Raw genomic sequence first — 15,044 nt, forward strand, 5'->3', positions numbered from 1 at the left:
TAAAAAACAGAAAATAAGGAATGTTCTAGTTGTTTGTTTAGTTTGTAATATAGGTGAGTAGTAAGCTTTTTAAGTATTTAAAAATAAACAATTGACTTTTTTCTTAAAATTCAATATGTTCATAAAAACATCTGTTTTTCATAAATATAATTAACCCGAATCGTTTGTAATGTGGGAAGGAGACTGGAACGTTGAAAACATTAGAACTACAAGAGCGCTTAACGGAGATTTTTCAGCATTTACACGAAAACCCTGAAGTAAGTTGGAAAGAATATGAAACGACAGCGTATATTACTGACTTTTTAAAAGAAGAAGGAATTTCATATAGAACATTTGATGATTGTCCAGGTGTAATTGCTGAGATTGGAGGCGGGAATCCAGTTATTGCGATTCGTGCTGATATGGATGCACTTTGGCAAGAAGTAAATGGAGAATTTAAAGCGAACCATTCATGTGGCCATGATGCTCATATGACCATTGTAATGGGACTTATTTTACAATTGAAAAATATGAGATGGAAAAGTGGTACGGTTAGATTTATTTTTCAGCCGGCAGAAGAGAAGGGTAATGGTGCTTTGAAGATGGTGGAGAAAGGTGCTGTAGATGATGCTGATTTCTTATTTGGCGTTCATCTAAGACCGATTGAAGAACTATCTTTGAAACAAGCAGCCCCATCTATTCGTCATGGAGCAGCAGGATTTTTAGAGGGTATGATTCATGGGGAGGATGCACATGGGGCAAGACCACACCAAGGTGTGAATGCAATTGATGTCATTTCCATGATTAATATCGGTTTGAAAAATATTTGGCTGCCACCGCAAAGTTCTTATTCAGTAAAAATGACGAGATGCCAAGCTGGTGGTGATAATTTAAATATTATTCCGGGAAATGGTCATTTCAGTTTAGATGTAAGAGCAGAGAGTAATATACTATTAGAAGAATTAAAGAAAAAGATTGAGCATGTAATAGAATCAGCTGCATCGATGGGGTCGAAAACTTCATACGAATGGATGGATCTTGCACCAGGAGCAGAGGTTTCCGAAGAAGCAGAGCGCTTTATGCGTAAAGGTATTCTCGAAGTGTATGGGGAAGAGAGATGCACAGGGCCTCTCTATACGACAGGAAGCGATGATTTCCATTACTATACAGTGAAAAGACCACATTTAAAAGCTGTCATGCTTGGACTAGGAGCAGACCTACAACCTGGATTACACCATCCGTATATGAGGTTTGATCATAGTTGTATTATGGATGGGGTAGAAATATTGAAACAAACTGTATTGAAAGTGTTAGAAGACAGGGGCTAGAGAGCTCCTGTTTTTTTGTCGTGAATTGTCGGCAAATCGATATATTTGAAAAACCGTTGATATATTTTGAGTTATGATAGATATATTGAGAAAATCGTTGATATATTTGAAGTTACGATAGATATATTAAGAAAATCGTTAATATAATTTCACGTACCTATTAATTTGATAAAAAATGAGCCTCCAGTACATGGTGTATAATAATAAGTACCATTTTTTAATAGGAGAAAACGAATGAACGAACAATATTACGATGCAGTTTTACATATAAAAACAGTCGGTGAGCAAAAAGGGTTTAACAAGTCTATGCATTATCATCGCTATGAACCGACACCGTATAGCGGGTTAGATGAGTTATTGAATCAATATGAAATACGAAGTAGCGACCGAATTGTAGACTTTGGGTGCGGAAAAGGGCGATTAAACTTTTATATGCATCATAAATGTGGTGCTTCAGCAGTTGGAATTGAAATGAATGAAGAGTTTTATAAAGAAGCGATGGATAATCGAGATCGTTATGCACGAAAGGCACGAAATAGTAAGGGGAAAATTCAATTCCAATGTTGTTTAGCGCAGGAATATGAGATTGATCCACATGATAATAGATTTTATTTCTTTAATCCGTTTTCTGTACAAGTGTTTATGAATGTAGTAAATAACATTTTACTTTCGGTAGAAGAAACGGGGAGAGAAGTGGATATTATTTTATATTATCCTTCTGAGGACTATATTTTTTTCTTAGAAAATCAGACTGCGTTTGAGCTGAAGAAAGAAGTTAGATTGTCAGGTGCTTATGAGAAGAATGGGAATGAGAGGTTTTTAGTTTATACATTAGGGTAATAAAAAAACAGGTGCCAAGGCACCTGTTTTTTTTATTAGTTACGGATTAAGTAATCAAATGCACCTAAAGCTGCGTTTGCACCTGAACCCATAGAGATGATGATTTGTTTGTACGGATTATTTGTACAGTCACCTGCAGCAAACACTCCTGGTACGTTTGTAGCGCCGTGCTTGTCTGTTACGATTTCACCGCGAGCGCGTTCAACTGTTTCGCCTAACCAGTCTGTGTTTGGCACAAGACCGATTTGTACGAATACACCTTGTAATTCAACGTGATGAACTTCTTCAGTTTCACGATCGATGTAAGAAATACCGTTTACTTTATCAGTACCAGTGATTTCTTTCGTTTGAACGTTTTTCAGAACAGTTACGTTTGGTAAGCTGTTAAGACGCTCTTGTAATACAGCATCAGCTTTTAATTCTGGCATGAATTCAAGAACAGTTACGTGCTTAACGATACCCGCTAAGTCGATAGCTGCTTCAATACCAGAGTTACCTCCGCCGATAACTGCTACGTCTTTTCCAGTGAATAATGGACCGTCACAGTGTGGGCAGTATGCTACACCTTTATTTTTGAACTCAGCTTCACCTGGTACGCCAACATTACGCCAGCGAGCACCTGTAGAAACGATTACGCTCTTACTTTTCAGAATAGCGCCGTTTTCAAGTTCCACTTCAATAAGTTCTTTTTTCTCTAAACGTTTCGCACGTTGTAGATTCATTACATCGATGTCGTATTCTTTTACGTGCTCTTCAAGGCTTGCTACTAGCTTAGGACCTTCAGTCTTTTTCACGCTGATGAAGTTCTCAATGCCCATAGTATCCATTACTTGACCACCGAAGCGCTCAGCAACGATACCAGTGCGGATGCCTTTACGTGCTGCGTAAATTGCTGCACTTGCACCAGCAGGGCCGCCACCAACAACAAGAACATCGTATGGATCTTTATCAGAAAGCTCTGATGCATCTGGACCGTTACCCATTTTAGCTAAAATTTCTTCAAGTGTCATACGACCGCTTCCGAAAGATTCGCCGTTTAGGTAAACAGTTGGTACTGCCATAATGTCTTTGCTTTCTACTTCCTCTTTGAATGCAGCGCCATCAATCATAGTATGTGTAATACCAGGGTTAAGAACGCTCATTACGTTAAGAGCTTGTACAACATCAGGACAGTTATGACAACTTAGGCTGATATAAGATTCAAAATGATATTCGCCTTGAATGTTTTTAATTTGATCGATTAATTTTTGTTCAATTTTTGGAGCGCGTCCACTTACTTGTAGTAAAGCTAGCACTAATGATGTAAATTCGTGTCCTAATGGAATACCAGCGAATACGACACCAGTGTCTTCACCAGGGCGGTTTACGCTAAAGCTTGGTGTTCTCTCTAATTCAACTTTTTCTACTGTAATCTTAGATGACATAGTAGCTAATTCGTCTACTAGAGCTAACATATCTTTAGATACGTTATCGTCTCCTGCGCTTACTTTAAGTAAAATATCGTTCTCCATTAACTGAAGGTATTGGGATAGTTGTGTTTTTATATCTGCATCTAGTATCATTTTGATCGAACTCCTTAGATTTTGCCTACAAGGTCAAGGCTTGGTTTAAGTGTTGCAGAACCCTCTTGCCATTTAGCTGGGCAAACTTCACCTGGGTTGTTACGTACGTATTGAGCAGCTTTAATTTTGTTAACAAGAATGCTTGCGTCACGGCCGATACCGTCAGCATTGATTTCCATAGATTGGATAACGCCGTCTGGATCGATGATGAATGTACCACGAGCAGCAAGACCTTCTTCTTCCATTAAAACGTTGAAGTTTGTAGTGATTGTGCGAGTTGGGTCACCAATCATGATGTACTCGATTTTGCCGATAGTTTCTGAGCTATCATGCCATGCTTTGTGAGTGAAGTGAGTGTCTGTAGATACAGAGTATACTTCAACGCCTAAGTCTTTTAGAGTTGCATATTGGTTTTGTAAGTCTTCAAGTTCAGTTGGGCAAACGAATGTGAAGTCAGCTGGGTAGAAACAAACTACACTCCATTTTCCTTTTAAACTTTCGTCAGTAACTTGGATAAATTCTCCATTATGGTAAGCATTAGCTTTAAACGGTTTTACTTCTGTGCCGATTAATAACATGTTAAAATTCCTCCTAAATGTTGGTTTTGAGCATCAAAAAATAGTGTGCTCATAAAATATATTTTTTAATTAACTATAATAATTCTAATTCGATATTAATTATCATATAGAAGTGGTTATTTTGTCAAGAGAATAAACCAACTTTATACCAATTTAATTAATATTTATTCTCAATTAAGACTAACAGGGAATGGAAAGGTAATTTTAAGTCTATAAATTTTAGATGAGTAGTTGAAAGTTTAGTGTGTATGTTAGAGATAGTGTGTAAGTTTAATTTCTTGGGAAGGAAATATTTCTTAGAAGTTGTAGTTTTGAAAAGGAACTGCTTACTTCTATTTTACAAAGAATTTTGTGATAAATAAAATAAAATGAATCGGAAAATTTTTGAACAATTTTTGTCATCCCAAATATATAATTAGGAAGTATATTACGATGATAGTTAGAAACATTGACTCAAAGTGCTAACAAGATATAATAAAACCTAGATATACCTTTCAAAAAGAAGAATACATATTTATAGGATGAAAAAATTCAACCTATTATTTTTTATAGCTTTTAGAAAACGCTTACAATTAGTATGGAGGGGAAACCATGTCTAAGTTCACGAAGTATTTTTTAATGGAAGCTAAAGATGTGATTGCATATGTGAAAGAGAAATTATCTAAGTTTGAAAATGCAAAGGGGTTACAGTGTAAAGAAATAGGTGATGGCAATTTAAATTATGTGTTCCGCGTTTGGGATGAAAAAGAGAACATGTCTGTCATCGTAAAGCAAGCTGGGGATACAGCTCGCATTTCAGATGAGTTTAAGTTGTCGACGAATCGTATTCGTATAGAATCAGATCTTTTGCAGTTAGAGGATGAGTTAGCACCTGGACTTGTTCCTAAGGTGTATTTATTTGATAGTGTGATGAATTGTTGCGTAATGGAAGATTTATCGAATCACACAATATTACGTACAGCACTTATAAATCATCAAATATTTCCGAGGCTTGCGGATGATTTAACTACTTTTATGGTAAATACACTTTTGTTAACATCGGATGTTGTAATGAATCATAAAGAGAAGAAGGAATTTGTGAAGAATTATATAAATCCTGAATTATGTGAGATTACAGAGGACCTCGTATATTCAGAACCATTTACCAATCATAATAAGCGTAATGAGTTATTTCCGTTAAATGAGGGATGGATTAGGGAACATATTTATAGTGATAAAGAGCTTCGTATGGAAGTAGCGAAACGTAAATTTTCTTTTATGACGAATGCACAGGCATTACTTCATGGTGATTTACATACTGGTTCTGTTTTTGTAAGAGATGATTCTACAAAGGTTATTGATCCTGAGTTTGCTTTTTATGGACCTATGGGATATGACGTTGGGAATGTAATGGCGAATTTAATGTTTGCTTGGGTGAATGCAGATGCAACGATGTCACCTGGAGCTGAGAAAGATACGTATATGGATTGGTTACAAACTACGATGGTAGAGGTAATTGATTTATTTAAGCAGAAGTTTTTAGGTGCTTGGGATATTCATGTGACCGAGATTATGGCGAAGGAAGAAGGCTTTAGCGAAGTCTATTTGCAATCTGTATTAGAGGATACAGCTGCAGTGACAGGTCTGGAATTAATTCGCCGTATTGTTGGATTAGCGAAAGTAAAAGATATTACTTGTATTGGGAATGAGGAAGCACGTGCTAGAGCGGAGCGAATTTGTCTTCAAGTAGCGAAGAGTTTTATTTTACGAGCGAATCAATATAGAACGGGCACAAGTTTTGTAGAAACGTTAAAAGAACAGTCAATGCACTACGCGAAGTAAGGGGAGAATATGATGGAAGAGCAATTAATACCAATTCAGTGGAAAGATGATGCCTTAGTTTTGTTAGATCAAACGTTATTACCAAATGAAATTGTCTATGAATCTTTTAAAACAGCTGAAAGTGTGTGGGATGCAATACAAGTAATGAAAGTGCGAGGTGCACCCGCGATTGGTGTTTCAGCTGCTTATGGAGTGTATTTAGGGATAAAGGAATTTGCTGAAAGTACGGAAGAAGGATTTATGGATGAAGTAAGAAAGGTATGTACATACTTGGCGACATCAAGACCGACTGCAGTAAATTTATTTTGGGCGCTTGAAAGAATGGAAAGTGTAGCGACAGATAATGCTCACTTATCAATCTCACAGCTGAAAAATAGATTACTAGAAGAGGCAAAAGAAATTCATAGAGAAGATGAAGAAATTAACCGTCAAATTGGAGAGCATGCATTAACATTATTCCATGATGAAATGGGAGTATTAACGCATTGTAATGCAGGTGCTTTAGCGACGACTAAGTATGGTACTGCGACGGCTCCAATGTATTTAGCGAAAGAAAAAGGATGGAATTTAAAAATTTATTCGGATGAAACGCGTCCTAGATTACAAGGTTCAACGTTAACAGCATTAGAACTGCAGCGAGCGGGTATTGACGTTACTGTTATTACGGATAATATGGCAGCTATGGTCATGTCACAAGGGAAGATTGATGCAGTAATCGTTGGATGCGACCGTGTGGCAGCAAATGGTGATGTAGCAAATAAAATTGGCACATTAGGCGTATCTATTTTAGCTAAGTACTACAACATTCCGTTTTATGTAGCAGCGCCAACACCGACAATTGATTTAAAGACATCGACAGGAAAAGAAATTCCGATTGAAGAAAGAGATGCTTCTGAAGTGATTAATCGTTTTGGACAATATTCAGCTCCGAAAGAAAGTAAAGTATATAATCCAGCATTTGATGTTACTCCACATGAAAATGTAACAGCGATTATTACAGAAAAAGGGATTGTAAAGGCACCGTTTACGGAGAATTTAAAAAAGCTATTTCAATAAGTAGATAAATATAAAAGTCAGTCATCATAAGCTTCATACTTAGGGGGATGTATATGTTATTACAAAAAGAAAGAGAAGAAATTGTAGCGTATGGAAAGAAAATGATTTCTAGTGGTTTAACAAAGGGGACGGGCGGTAATATTAGTATCTTTAATCGTGAACAAGGTCTTGTTGCGATTAGTCCAAGTGGTTTAGATTATTATGAAACAAAGCCTGAAGATGTAGTTATATTAAACTTAGATGGTGAAGTAGTAGAAGGAGAAAGAAAGCCATCAAGTGAACTAGATATGCACCTTATTTATTATAGAAAGCGTGAAGATATAAATGCACTTGTACACACACATTCTCCTTATGCAAAGACGATTGCATCATTAGGATGGGAACTTCCTGCAGTATCGTATTTAATTGCTTTTGCAGGCCCGAATGTACGCTGTGCGCCGTATGAGACATTTGGTACGAAGCAATTAGCAGATGCTGCTTTTGAAGGCATGATTGATCGCCGTGCAGTGTTACTTGCGAATCACGGTTTAATTGCTGGGGCAAATAATATAAAAATGGCGTTTACTATTGCAGAAGAGATTGAGTTTTGTGCTCAAATTTATTATCAAACAAAAAGCGTCGGAGAACCGAAGTTACTGCCAGAAGACGAGATGGAGAATTTGGCGAAGAAGTTTGAAGGGTATGGGCAACAGTAGAAATCTAACGGAAATGTTATTCAATGTGTATTAAAATGGCCGTGAAAGAATATATATTCTTCCATGGCCATTTTAGGATTTTAATTATTTAGATATATTTTTGAGTTGCGAATCTAATTTCCAAAAACCGATTCCTGAGAATAGTGCTGCTAATGAACCAATAATTGCAGCAATACCGATATCTCCGAACATCATTCCGCCCATTAAGATACCAAAAATTCCAATTAAGATAAGAATAATAGAAATAGCTTTCATTATACGATACTCCTTAAAACGTAAAAGTTATATGTGATAATATAACATTAATAGAGTTTATAATCAAAAATATTTTGTTCAGGAATTGTATTGAGGTAGGAAATATGAATGGTGAATAAAGGGTTAGGAGAAGGAAACGAAAGGAAAAAACATCCTCAAAATTGAGGATGTTTTTACGCTTTCTTAAGCAACAAATACATAAAGTAAGGAGCCCCAATTAAAGCAACGACAATACCTGCTGGAATGCCATTAGGATCAACGATATTTCGCCCGATTGTGTCTGCTAGTAGTAATAACCATCCGCCGATTAAAAGGGCGATAGGCATGAAGATTTGATGTCTTGGACCTACTAAAGATTTCGCGATATGAGGAGCCATTAATCCGATAAAGCTAATTCCTCCTGTTACGGAAACAGCTGCAGCTGCAAGTGCAACGGCTGCGATTAATAAGTATCTTCGTTCTTTTTCAATTTCAATTCCAACACCGATTGCGACCGGTTCGTTTAATGCTAGAATGTTTAATCGATTTGCTTTATAGAAGACAAATGGGATTAATACAATTAGCCATGGAAGCATTGCTAAAACAAATGTCCAATCATCTCCCCAAATGTTTCCGGCAATCCATTTTGAGATAAAGTCCACTTTCATACGATCAGCGGATGAAATAAGGACAATCATCGTTCCAGATAGTGCAAATGCAAAACCGATACCAGTTAATGTTAATCGCACCGGCTGAAGTCCAGTTGATTTACTATATGAAAATACGTAAATTAGAACAGCTGTCAGAAATGCCCCAATAAATCCAACGACAGGTAGTAAGTAAAGAAATGAACCTACGTCTATTGGAAAGTATAAAAAGAAAATAGCAACAGCAACACCAGCCCCAGAGTTAATACCAAGAATACCAGGTTCAGCTAAATCATTTCGGGTAATTCCTTGCAGAATAGCCCCTGATAAAGCGAGAGCCATACCAGCTAATAATGTAATGACAATTCTAGGTAGTCTTAAAGAGTATAAAACGAACTCCTCTTTAAAAGCCCCTTGCCCCATTAATGTTGGGAGTAGTCGATCATAAGATAAAGATGCTGAACCAAGTCCCATTCCAATTACAATGGTTGTGATGATTACTATAAGTAAAGCGAGTATAATGAGACGTTGTTTTCTTAAAATAGATTGCATCATGAGAATGTTTTTCCTCCTTTACGTACAATGAATAGGAAGAATGGTAATCCTACAATCGCGACAATTGCCGCAACTGGTGTTTCGTACGGAGCGTTAATAGTACGTCCGATTGTATCTGCAAGTAGCATAAAGGAAGCTCCAGCAATGGCTGACATCGGTATAACAAATCGGTAATCTGGACCGACAATTGGGCGTACCATGTGAGGTACCATTAAACCGATAAATGCCATATTTCCAACAAGCGCTACAGATGCACCTGCAAGTAAGATAATAATGATAAATAAAATAGTTTTAATAACAATAATTTTTTGACCTAGTCCAATAGCCACTTCCTCACTGAAACTAAGAACTGTCAATTTTTTTGCTAGTAAGATAGCGATAAAGATACTAATTGAAATGACTGGAATAATAATTTTTAATTGGCTCCAAGTTGTTCCAATTACGCCCCCAGCAGTCCAAAGTGATACATCTTGTGAAATTTTAAAGTAAATGCCAATTCCTTCTGAAATTGCGAGTAGAAATGCTGAAACTGCAGCGCCCGCTAATACAATTCGAAGAGGAGAAAGGCCGCCTTTTTTCACCATACCAATTCCAAATACCATAATTGCGCCAATTGCAGCACCGATAAAGCAAGCTAACGTTAAGTAAAGATAGCTGATGGAAGGATTGAAAGCAAGTGTTAGTGCAAGCGCAGCATTTGCTCCACCAGATAGCCCTAATAATCCAGGGTCCGCAAGTGGATTTCTTGTTAATCCTTGCATAATTGCTCCAGAAACGGCTAATCCAGCTCCTACAAAAATAGCAGCAACTTCACGTGGTAAACGTATTTCTCGAATAATAGATATTTTGTCTCCTTTAGCGGAGGAAGTGAGTGCTAACCATACATCTTTTATCGAAGTATCTGCAGCACCTAATACCATTGCAACCATAAAAATAAGAAAGAATGCAATTAAGCTTAAAATTAGTTTGTATGTAAAAGCTATAGAACGTGGATTATCATGATCTTTTGTCATTCGTTTCACATCTTTTCTGTTCATAGAATAAAGGAAGAGGAATTCTTAAATTAAGAATTCCTCATGTTTGTATTATTTACCAAGAAAGCTCTTCTTGAAGAAGTCTAGTTGGAAATCTAATGTAAGTGGATCATTGAAATAGAATTCCATCATGTTTGCTTCATATACACGATTATTTTTTACTGCTGGGATGTTTTTATATGATTCTGTCTCTTGGAATGAGTTATCAGTATCTTTGTTTTTACTTACGATTAAGTAATCACCAGCAAATTCAGGTAATACCTCAGTAGATAATGCGTAGTAACCTTCTTTTAATGCTTTTTCTTTTACTTTTTCAGGCATTTTTAATTTCATTTCTTGGTACAGAATTTCTGTTCCGCGGCCCCAGTTTTCGCCGTATACATAAAGCTGTTTGTTGAAGTTTTCTACAACAGAAACTGTTGCATCTTCACCGATTTTTGCTTTAATTTCTTTACCAGCTTCTTGTGCACGTTTCTTGAAGTCATCAACCCAAGTTTTTGCTTCTTTTTCTTTGTTTAATAACTTACCAATTTCTAAATGCTGTGTTAAGTAATCAACTTTTCCGTAAGTGTATGTTACAGTAGGAGCAATTTTCTTTAACTTATCGACATTTTTAACATTTGATAAACCAATGATTAAATCTGGATTTAGTTCAGCGATTTTTTCAACATTTTCATCTGATACTTCAGCAACATCTTTAAGTTTGCTATCAAAACGTGGGTTTTGTTTAGACCATGAATCTACCCCAACAAGATTTACACCTAATGACATTACGTTACCAGCGAATGATGATAGTACAACAACGCGTTTTGGATTTGCAGGAACTTCTACTTTACCATTTTCAGATTGGTATGTAATTGTTTCTGATTTACTACCTTTTGCATCGTTCTTTTTGTCTGTAGAGCCATTGCTACAAGCACTCATAACAAGAACGAAAAGAACTGTTAGTGAAATAAATAACTTTTTCATCGTCTTTCTCCTTTAACATAGATGATATGTGTATACAATAATTTGTTTAACTGTAATCTTTTTGAAAGAGTAGTGGTAAAGCAAAATGATTTATTAAAAATCTTGAATATGAGATTTTATAATATAGTATTAACCATATTAATGAAAGAAGATGTAATCTCAAATTTGCTAATTATTAACAAAATGATAATGATTATCACTATTGATTCTTTAAATAATATAATTTTATATAGGTGTATTGTCAATAGTAATTTTGATTGTAAATTTTGCGGAAACAGGTTATATTTTATTGAGAATGATAATCAATGATTAATAGCTGAGGAGTGAGCACGAATGAATCGAGAAGAATTGTTTGATGTAACCGTGATAGGCGGAGGACCTGCAGGGCTTTATTCAGCTTTTTATAGTGGACTCAGAGAAATGAAAACAAAAATAATAGAATTTCAACCACATTTAGGTGGAAAAATACATGTGTATCCGGAAAAAATGATTTGGGATGTAGGAGGACTATTGCCAGTTACAGGTGATAAGTTAATTGAACAACTTGTACAGCAAGGGTTAACATTTAAGCCGGAAGTTGTATTAGATACAAAAGTAGAATCGATTATTCGTAATCAAGATGGTACTTTTACATTAAAAACAAGTACTGGCGAAGACCACTTTTCAAAAACAGTTATCGTCGCAACAGGAAGTGGTATATTGAAACCGCAAAAGTTATCTATTGAAGGTGCTGAGCGATTTGAAGTATCGAATTTAAATTATACAGTTAAATCTTTAAAGCGTTTCAAAGGTAAAACAGTTATTATTTCCGGTGGAGGCAATTCTGCTGTTGATTGGGCAAATGAATTGGAACCAATTGCGAAAAAAGTGTATGTAGCCTATAGAAAAGAAGAATTATCTGGTCATGAAGCACAAGTAAAACAACTTATGAACAGCTCAGCGGAGTGTTTCTTTAATACATCGATTACAAAATTAATTGCTGGTGATAATCATGAAGCGATCGAATATGTAGAATTAACAAATCATGAAACAGGTGAGGTTTCTCACTTACCTATTGATGAAGTTATTATTAATCATGGATATGAACGCGACATTACATTATTAGAAAATAGTGAGTTAGACGTTGCAATTATAGATAATTATTATATTGCAGGTAATGCAAATAGTGAGTCTTCAGTAGATGGATTATATGCTGCTGGAGATATTTTAAAGCACGAAGGGAAACTACACTTAATTGCAGGTGCATTCCAAGATGCTGGAAATGCTGTGAATAAAGCAAAGCAATTTATCCAACCAGATGCAAGTGAGTACGGAATGGTTTCTTCTCATAATGAAGTATTTAAGAAGAGAAATCGCGAACTGATTAAGCAGATGATAAAATAATAAGGAACAAGTATACCCCCACATACTTCTCTATTCAAATGGATGAGAGATGTACGTGGGGGTTTTCCTGTTTACTATATTTTCAATCATTATAATGACACCGGTTTCATCAGTTCATATGATATGAACATTTTTATTGGTAAAGCATCTTAGAAAACAATTTAGCTATGTTTTGCTTACGCAGAACATGGATAAATTAAGCTGTCCCTTTAGCGCGTTCATTAGGAAATGGCATATTTAGTATAGAAGCAATATATTGTTTTCCATGTTTTCGAGCCAATGATTCTAATATTTGACGGACGCGTTTTGTAAGATGGCCTTGTTTTTTGATGGCTTCACAATATGCGTCATAGAAAGCATATTTAGCCCAAAGGAAATCATCTTGTTGGAATAAGAAATGATTTTTGTACCATTCACCAATTGTATGATAACAATTGTTTTCATGTATTGCTGTGCTTTGAGAAAGAAAACGATCAGATAAAGATACATTCAAATGAGAAATTGTGTTTTCTGTTTCAACTTGTAGTGTTTTTTCTAACATTGTAATGATGTGACGAGTAGCCATATGTTAACTCTCCTTTGTGTAAATGGGTAATACCATTCTATATTTAAAAAATTCTTACTATATAATACTATACAATATATGGAATGCATCTACCTGCTTTTTGAACTGCATTTACAAAATCTTTTTTATTTGTTTACAAAAATAAAGTAAAGTAAGATACAGTATAGATGAAAAAATAATAAAGGAATGAACGCATTGTATATAACAGTAGAAGAGACTGCGGAGTATTTGAATTTACCAAAATCGTATATTGAAGAGTTAATTCAGCAAAAGAAAATTCGTGCGCTATTCGATGGAGAGCAATATTTAGTAAATAAAGAACAATTCAATACGCATTTAGAACAAATGGAGAAATATAAGCAGTTAGTGGAAGAAATATTAAACGAACCAATTCCAGAAGATATGGATGTTAAAGACGAAGACTAAACTTTGGGAAATCCCGTATGAAGATATGCAGAAATGTATCTTCATACGGGATTTTTTGTCTAAAGGTATCGAAAGCCTAATGGGCATGCAGAATTCCTTATGTTTTTGATAGGTAGTAGTCTACCATGTTAAAAGCATATTTTTTTCTAGCTAGGACAAACATAGAGAACGTAACCTGTACAGATACATATACTATCAGTGCAAAAGCTTATAAATTAATGGAAGGGGTTTTCTCGTGAGTTTATTTCATTGTGATTTTTTGAAAGACTTAATTGGATCTTTTGTGAGAGTAAACAGGGGTGGTCCAGAATCTCAAAAAGGAACAATAATATCAGTATGTCAGGACTACTTCGTATTGAAGAATGAAAAAGGTGAGCTTTATTACTATCAACTTAAACATCTAAAAAGTATTACAAAAAATGCGAAAGAATGTGGATCAAGTGATTGTGAGTGGGAAGATTGCGCCTGTGCAGAAGATTTTGAAGCACTACTTGAAAGTTTCAAATATTGCTGGGTGAAAATTAATCGCGGCGGTCCAGAGAAAGTGGAAGGCATTTTGCAAGATGTTTCTTGTGACTTCGTAACATTAATCGTAAAAGAAGAAATTATATTAATTGCAATAAAGCATATTAAAAGTGTTAACTATAATGCTTTAGCATGCGGAGAGAGTGATGAGAGCGACGATAGTAAGGAAAGTAGCGATAATTCAGGTCGTGCTCGTGCACAAAGACAATCAAGTAGAGGAAGATAATAAGAAAGGGGGATACGAAATTGGAGAATGTATTATGCTGTGAACAAATTAAAGGCTTAGTCGGTGAGACTGTAAAAGTAAATCTTCGTGGACCAGAGAGTCGAGTGGGGGTACTTGTATCGTTAGGAAGAGATTACCTTACATTACAACTTCTTCTTGGTGAATTAGTATATTACCAATTGAAACATGTGAAGAGTCTAGTTAAGAAAGTGAAAGAAAGTAAATGTGGCGATGGCTATGTTTCATGTTTCTGCTCTGATGATGATACTTTCGTCGATGTATTACGTGACTTGAAGTATAAGTGGGTAAAGATTAACCGTGGCGGCCCAGAGTGTGTAGAAGGCCTATTAAGTGAAGTGCATGAAGAATGTATTACGCTAGTAAACGGTGATGAAGTTATTTATATCATTAATTATCATATTAAGAGTGTGAGTCAAGTAGTGAAATGTAAAAAGAATGAAGATGAATAATGTTTAATAAATAAGAGGGGCATTATGAGGGAAAGAGAAGAACAATTTCTTATTTCGATAGTATGAAAAGGAATTACTTACTATTAAGACAGAACATTGCCCTGATTATTTTTTTGAAACGGAAGATAGGAAAGCTAAAATTCATAGGAAG

The 15,044-nt window shown here is 35.5% G+C and carries 16 protein-coding genes; 9 read left to right on the forward strand and 7 right to left on the reverse strand.

Going from position 1 to position 15,044, the window contains the following annotated elements; genetic code table 11:
* The first annotated feature begins 191 nt into the window (after window positions 1-191).
* Both QCI81_RS16270 and QCI81_RS16275 read left to right on the forward strand, forming a co-directional pair.
* On the forward strand, window positions 192-1,307 hold the full coding sequence (locus tag QCI81_RS16270) for a M20 peptidase aminoacylase family protein (RefSeq protein ID WP_000853516.1): 1,116 nt from the start codon (window positions 192-194) through the stop codon (window positions 1,305-1,307).
* A gap of 234 nt (window positions 1,308-1,541) precedes the next feature.
* On the forward strand, window positions 1,542-2,147 hold the full coding sequence (locus QCI81_RS16275) for an SAM-dependent methyltransferase (RefSeq protein WP_001005627.1): 606 nt from the start codon (window positions 1,542-1,544) through the stop codon (window positions 2,145-2,147).
* A 35-nt stretch (window positions 2,148-2,182) separates the two neighbouring features.
* On the opposite strand, the gene ahpF is transcribed toward QCI81_RS16275, so the two are convergent.
* Window positions 2,183-3,709 (reverse strand): alkyl hydroperoxide reductase subunit F, encoded by a 1,527-nt coding sequence (ahpF, locus tag QCI81_RS16280; RefSeq protein ID WP_071731333.1) that lies wholly within the window; start codon window positions 3,707-3,709, stop codon window positions 2,183-2,185.
* Window positions 3,710-3,723: 14 nt separating this feature from the next.
* Window positions 3,724-4,287, reverse strand: a complete 564-nt coding sequence (ahpC, locus tag QCI81_RS16285) for an alkyl hydroperoxide reductase subunit C (RefSeq protein WP_000924420.1) — start codon at window positions 4,285-4,287, stop codon at window positions 3,724-3,726.
* Window positions 4,288-4,878: 591 nt separating this feature from the next.
* On the opposite strand from ahpC, the gene mtnK reads away from it, so the two are divergent.
* Genes mtnK through QCI81_RS16300 form a run of 3 tightly spaced genes read left to right on the forward strand, consistent with a single transcriptional unit; the run spans window position 4,879 to window position 7,859 of the window.
* A complete protein-coding gene (gene mtnK / locus QCI81_RS16290) occupies window positions 4,879-6,108 on the forward strand; it encodes an S-methyl-5-thioribose kinase (RefSeq protein ID WP_053565378.1) in 1,230 nt (409 codons plus the stop codon).
* A gap of 9 nt (window positions 6,109-6,117) precedes the next feature.
* Window positions 6,118-7,164, forward strand: a complete 1,047-nt coding sequence (gene mtnA, locus QCI81_RS16295) for an S-methyl-5-thioribose-1-phosphate isomerase (protein ID WP_061666185.1) — start codon at window positions 6,118-6,120, stop codon at window positions 7,162-7,164.
* A gap of 53 nt (window positions 7,165-7,217) precedes the next feature.
* Entirely contained in the window at window positions 7,218-7,859 is a 642-nt protein-coding gene (locus QCI81_RS16300) for an L-fuculose-phosphate aldolase (protein ID WP_000926548.1), read from the forward strand.
* Between the two features lie 84 nt (window positions 7,860-7,943).
* Here QCI81_RS16300 and QCI81_RS16305 read toward each other — a convergent pair whose 3' ends face one another.
* The 4 genes from QCI81_RS16305 to QCI81_RS16320 form a co-directional block, all read right to left on the reverse strand.
* Window positions 7,944-8,114 (reverse strand): hypothetical protein, encoded by a 171-nt coding sequence (locus tag QCI81_RS16305; protein ID WP_000644466.1) that lies wholly within the window; start codon window positions 8,112-8,114, stop codon window positions 7,944-7,946.
* Between the two features lie 173 nt (window positions 8,115-8,287).
* Window positions 8,288-9,295, reverse strand: a complete 1,008-nt coding sequence (locus tag QCI81_RS16310; protein WP_071731331.1) for a FecCD family ABC transporter permease — start codon at window positions 9,293-9,295, stop codon at window positions 8,288-8,290.
* Window positions 9,292-10,332: a FecCD family ABC transporter permease gene (locus QCI81_RS16315; RefSeq protein ID WP_002025239.1), complete on the reverse strand. Its 1,041-nt coding sequence runs from the start codon at window positions 10,330-10,332 to the stop codon at window positions 9,292-9,294. The genes QCI81_RS16310 and QCI81_RS16315 overlap by 4 nt, the downstream gene beginning before the upstream one ends.
* Before the next feature lie 48 nt (window positions 10,333-10,380).
* Entirely contained in the window at window positions 10,381-11,298 is a 918-nt protein-coding gene (locus QCI81_RS16320) for an iron-hydroxamate ABC transporter substrate-binding protein (RefSeq protein ID WP_000732579.1), read from the reverse strand.
* 333 nt (window positions 11,299-11,631) lie between these two features.
* Between QCI81_RS16320 and QCI81_RS16325 the strand changes: the two genes are divergently transcribed.
* Window positions 11,632-12,681 carry an NAD(P)/FAD-dependent oxidoreductase gene (locus QCI81_RS16325; RefSeq protein ID WP_071731330.1) on the forward strand — a complete coding sequence of 350 codons (1,050 nt, stop codon included), beginning with the start codon at window positions 11,632-11,634 and terminating at the stop codon, window positions 12,679-12,681.
* Window positions 12,682-12,877: 196 nt separating this feature from the next.
* Here QCI81_RS16325 and QCI81_RS16330 read toward each other — a convergent pair whose 3' ends face one another.
* Complete coding sequence (locus QCI81_RS16330; protein ID WP_000235474.1) at window positions 12,878-13,246, reverse strand: hypothetical protein; 369 nt, start codon at window positions 13,244-13,246, stop codon at window positions 12,878-12,880.
* Window positions 13,247-13,432: 186 nt separating this feature from the next.
* Between QCI81_RS16330 and QCI81_RS16335 the strand changes: the two genes are divergently transcribed.
* From QCI81_RS16335 to QCI81_RS16345, 3 genes are all read left to right on the forward strand, one after another.
* Window positions 13,433-13,672: a helix-turn-helix domain-containing protein gene (locus QCI81_RS16335; protein ID WP_001998970.1), complete on the forward strand. Its 240-nt coding sequence runs from the start codon at window positions 13,433-13,435 to the stop codon at window positions 13,670-13,672.
* Between the two features lie 235 nt (window positions 13,673-13,907).
* Window positions 13,908-14,423: a spore coat protein B gene (locus QCI81_RS16340; RefSeq protein ID WP_000051525.1), complete on the forward strand. Its 516-nt coding sequence runs from the start codon at window positions 13,908-13,910 to the stop codon at window positions 14,421-14,423.
* Window positions 14,424-14,443: 20 nt separating this feature from the next.
* Window positions 14,444-14,893 (forward strand): spore coat protein, encoded by a 450-nt coding sequence (locus tag QCI81_RS16345; RefSeq protein ID WP_353810852.1) that lies wholly within the window; start codon window positions 14,444-14,446, stop codon window positions 14,891-14,893.
* Window positions 14,894-15,044: the final 151 nt, after the last annotated feature.

The organism is Bacillus cereus group sp. MG20, from assembly GCF_040459885.1.
Taxonomy (GTDB): Bacteria; Bacillota; Bacilli; order Bacillales; family Bacillaceae_G; genus Bacillus_A; species Bacillus_A cereus.

What these genes read in the sequence shown, in the direction of transcription:
- mtnK (WP_053565378.1), top strand. Translation starts at nt 4,879, where the DNA reads ATGTCTAAGTTCACGAAGTATTTTTTAATGGAAGCTAAAGATGTGATT.
- QCI81_RS16300 (WP_000926548.1), top strand. Translation starts at nt 7,218, where the DNA reads ATGTTATTACAAAAAGAAAGAGAAGAAATTGTAGCGTATGGAAAGAAA.
- ahpC (WP_000924420.1), bottom strand. Translation starts at nt 4,287, where the DNA reads ATGTTATTAATCGGCACAGAAGTAAAACCGTTTAAAGCTAATGCTTAC.
- QCI81_RS16325 (WP_071731330.1), top strand. Translation starts at nt 11,632, where the DNA reads ATGAATCGAGAAGAATTGTTTGATGTAACCGTGATAGGCGGAGGACCT.
- QCI81_RS16335 (WP_001998970.1), top strand. Translation starts at nt 13,433, where the DNA reads ATGAACGCATTGTATATAACAGTAGAAGAGACTGCGGAGTATTTGAAT.
- QCI81_RS16305 (WP_000644466.1), bottom strand. Translation starts at nt 8,114, where the DNA reads ATGAAAGCTATTTCTATTATTCTTATCTTAATTGGAATTTTTGGTATC.
- mtnA (WP_061666185.1), top strand. Translation starts at nt 6,118, where the DNA reads ATGATGGAAGAGCAATTAATACCAATTCAGTGGAAAGATGATGCCTTA.
- QCI81_RS16315 (WP_002025239.1), bottom strand. Translation starts at nt 10,332, where the DNA reads ATGAACAGAAAAGATGTGAAACGAATGACAAAAGATCATGATAATCCA.
- QCI81_RS16330 (WP_000235474.1), bottom strand. Translation starts at nt 13,246, where the DNA reads ATGGCTACTCGTCACATCATTACAATGTTAGAAAAAACACTACAAGTT.
- QCI81_RS16320 (WP_000732579.1), bottom strand. Translation starts at nt 11,298, where the DNA reads ATGAAAAAGTTATTTATTTCACTAACAGTTCTTTTCGTTCTTGTTATG.
- ahpF (WP_071731333.1), bottom strand. Translation starts at nt 3,709, where the DNA reads ATGATACTAGATGCAGATATAAAAACACAACTATCCCAATACCTTCAG.
- QCI81_RS16310 (WP_071731331.1), bottom strand. Translation starts at nt 9,295, where the DNA reads ATGATGCAATCTATTTTAAGAAAACAACGTCTCATTATACTCGCTTTA.
- QCI81_RS16275 (WP_001005627.1), top strand. Translation starts at nt 1,542, where the DNA reads ATGAACGAACAATATTACGATGCAGTTTTACATATAAAAACAGTCGGT.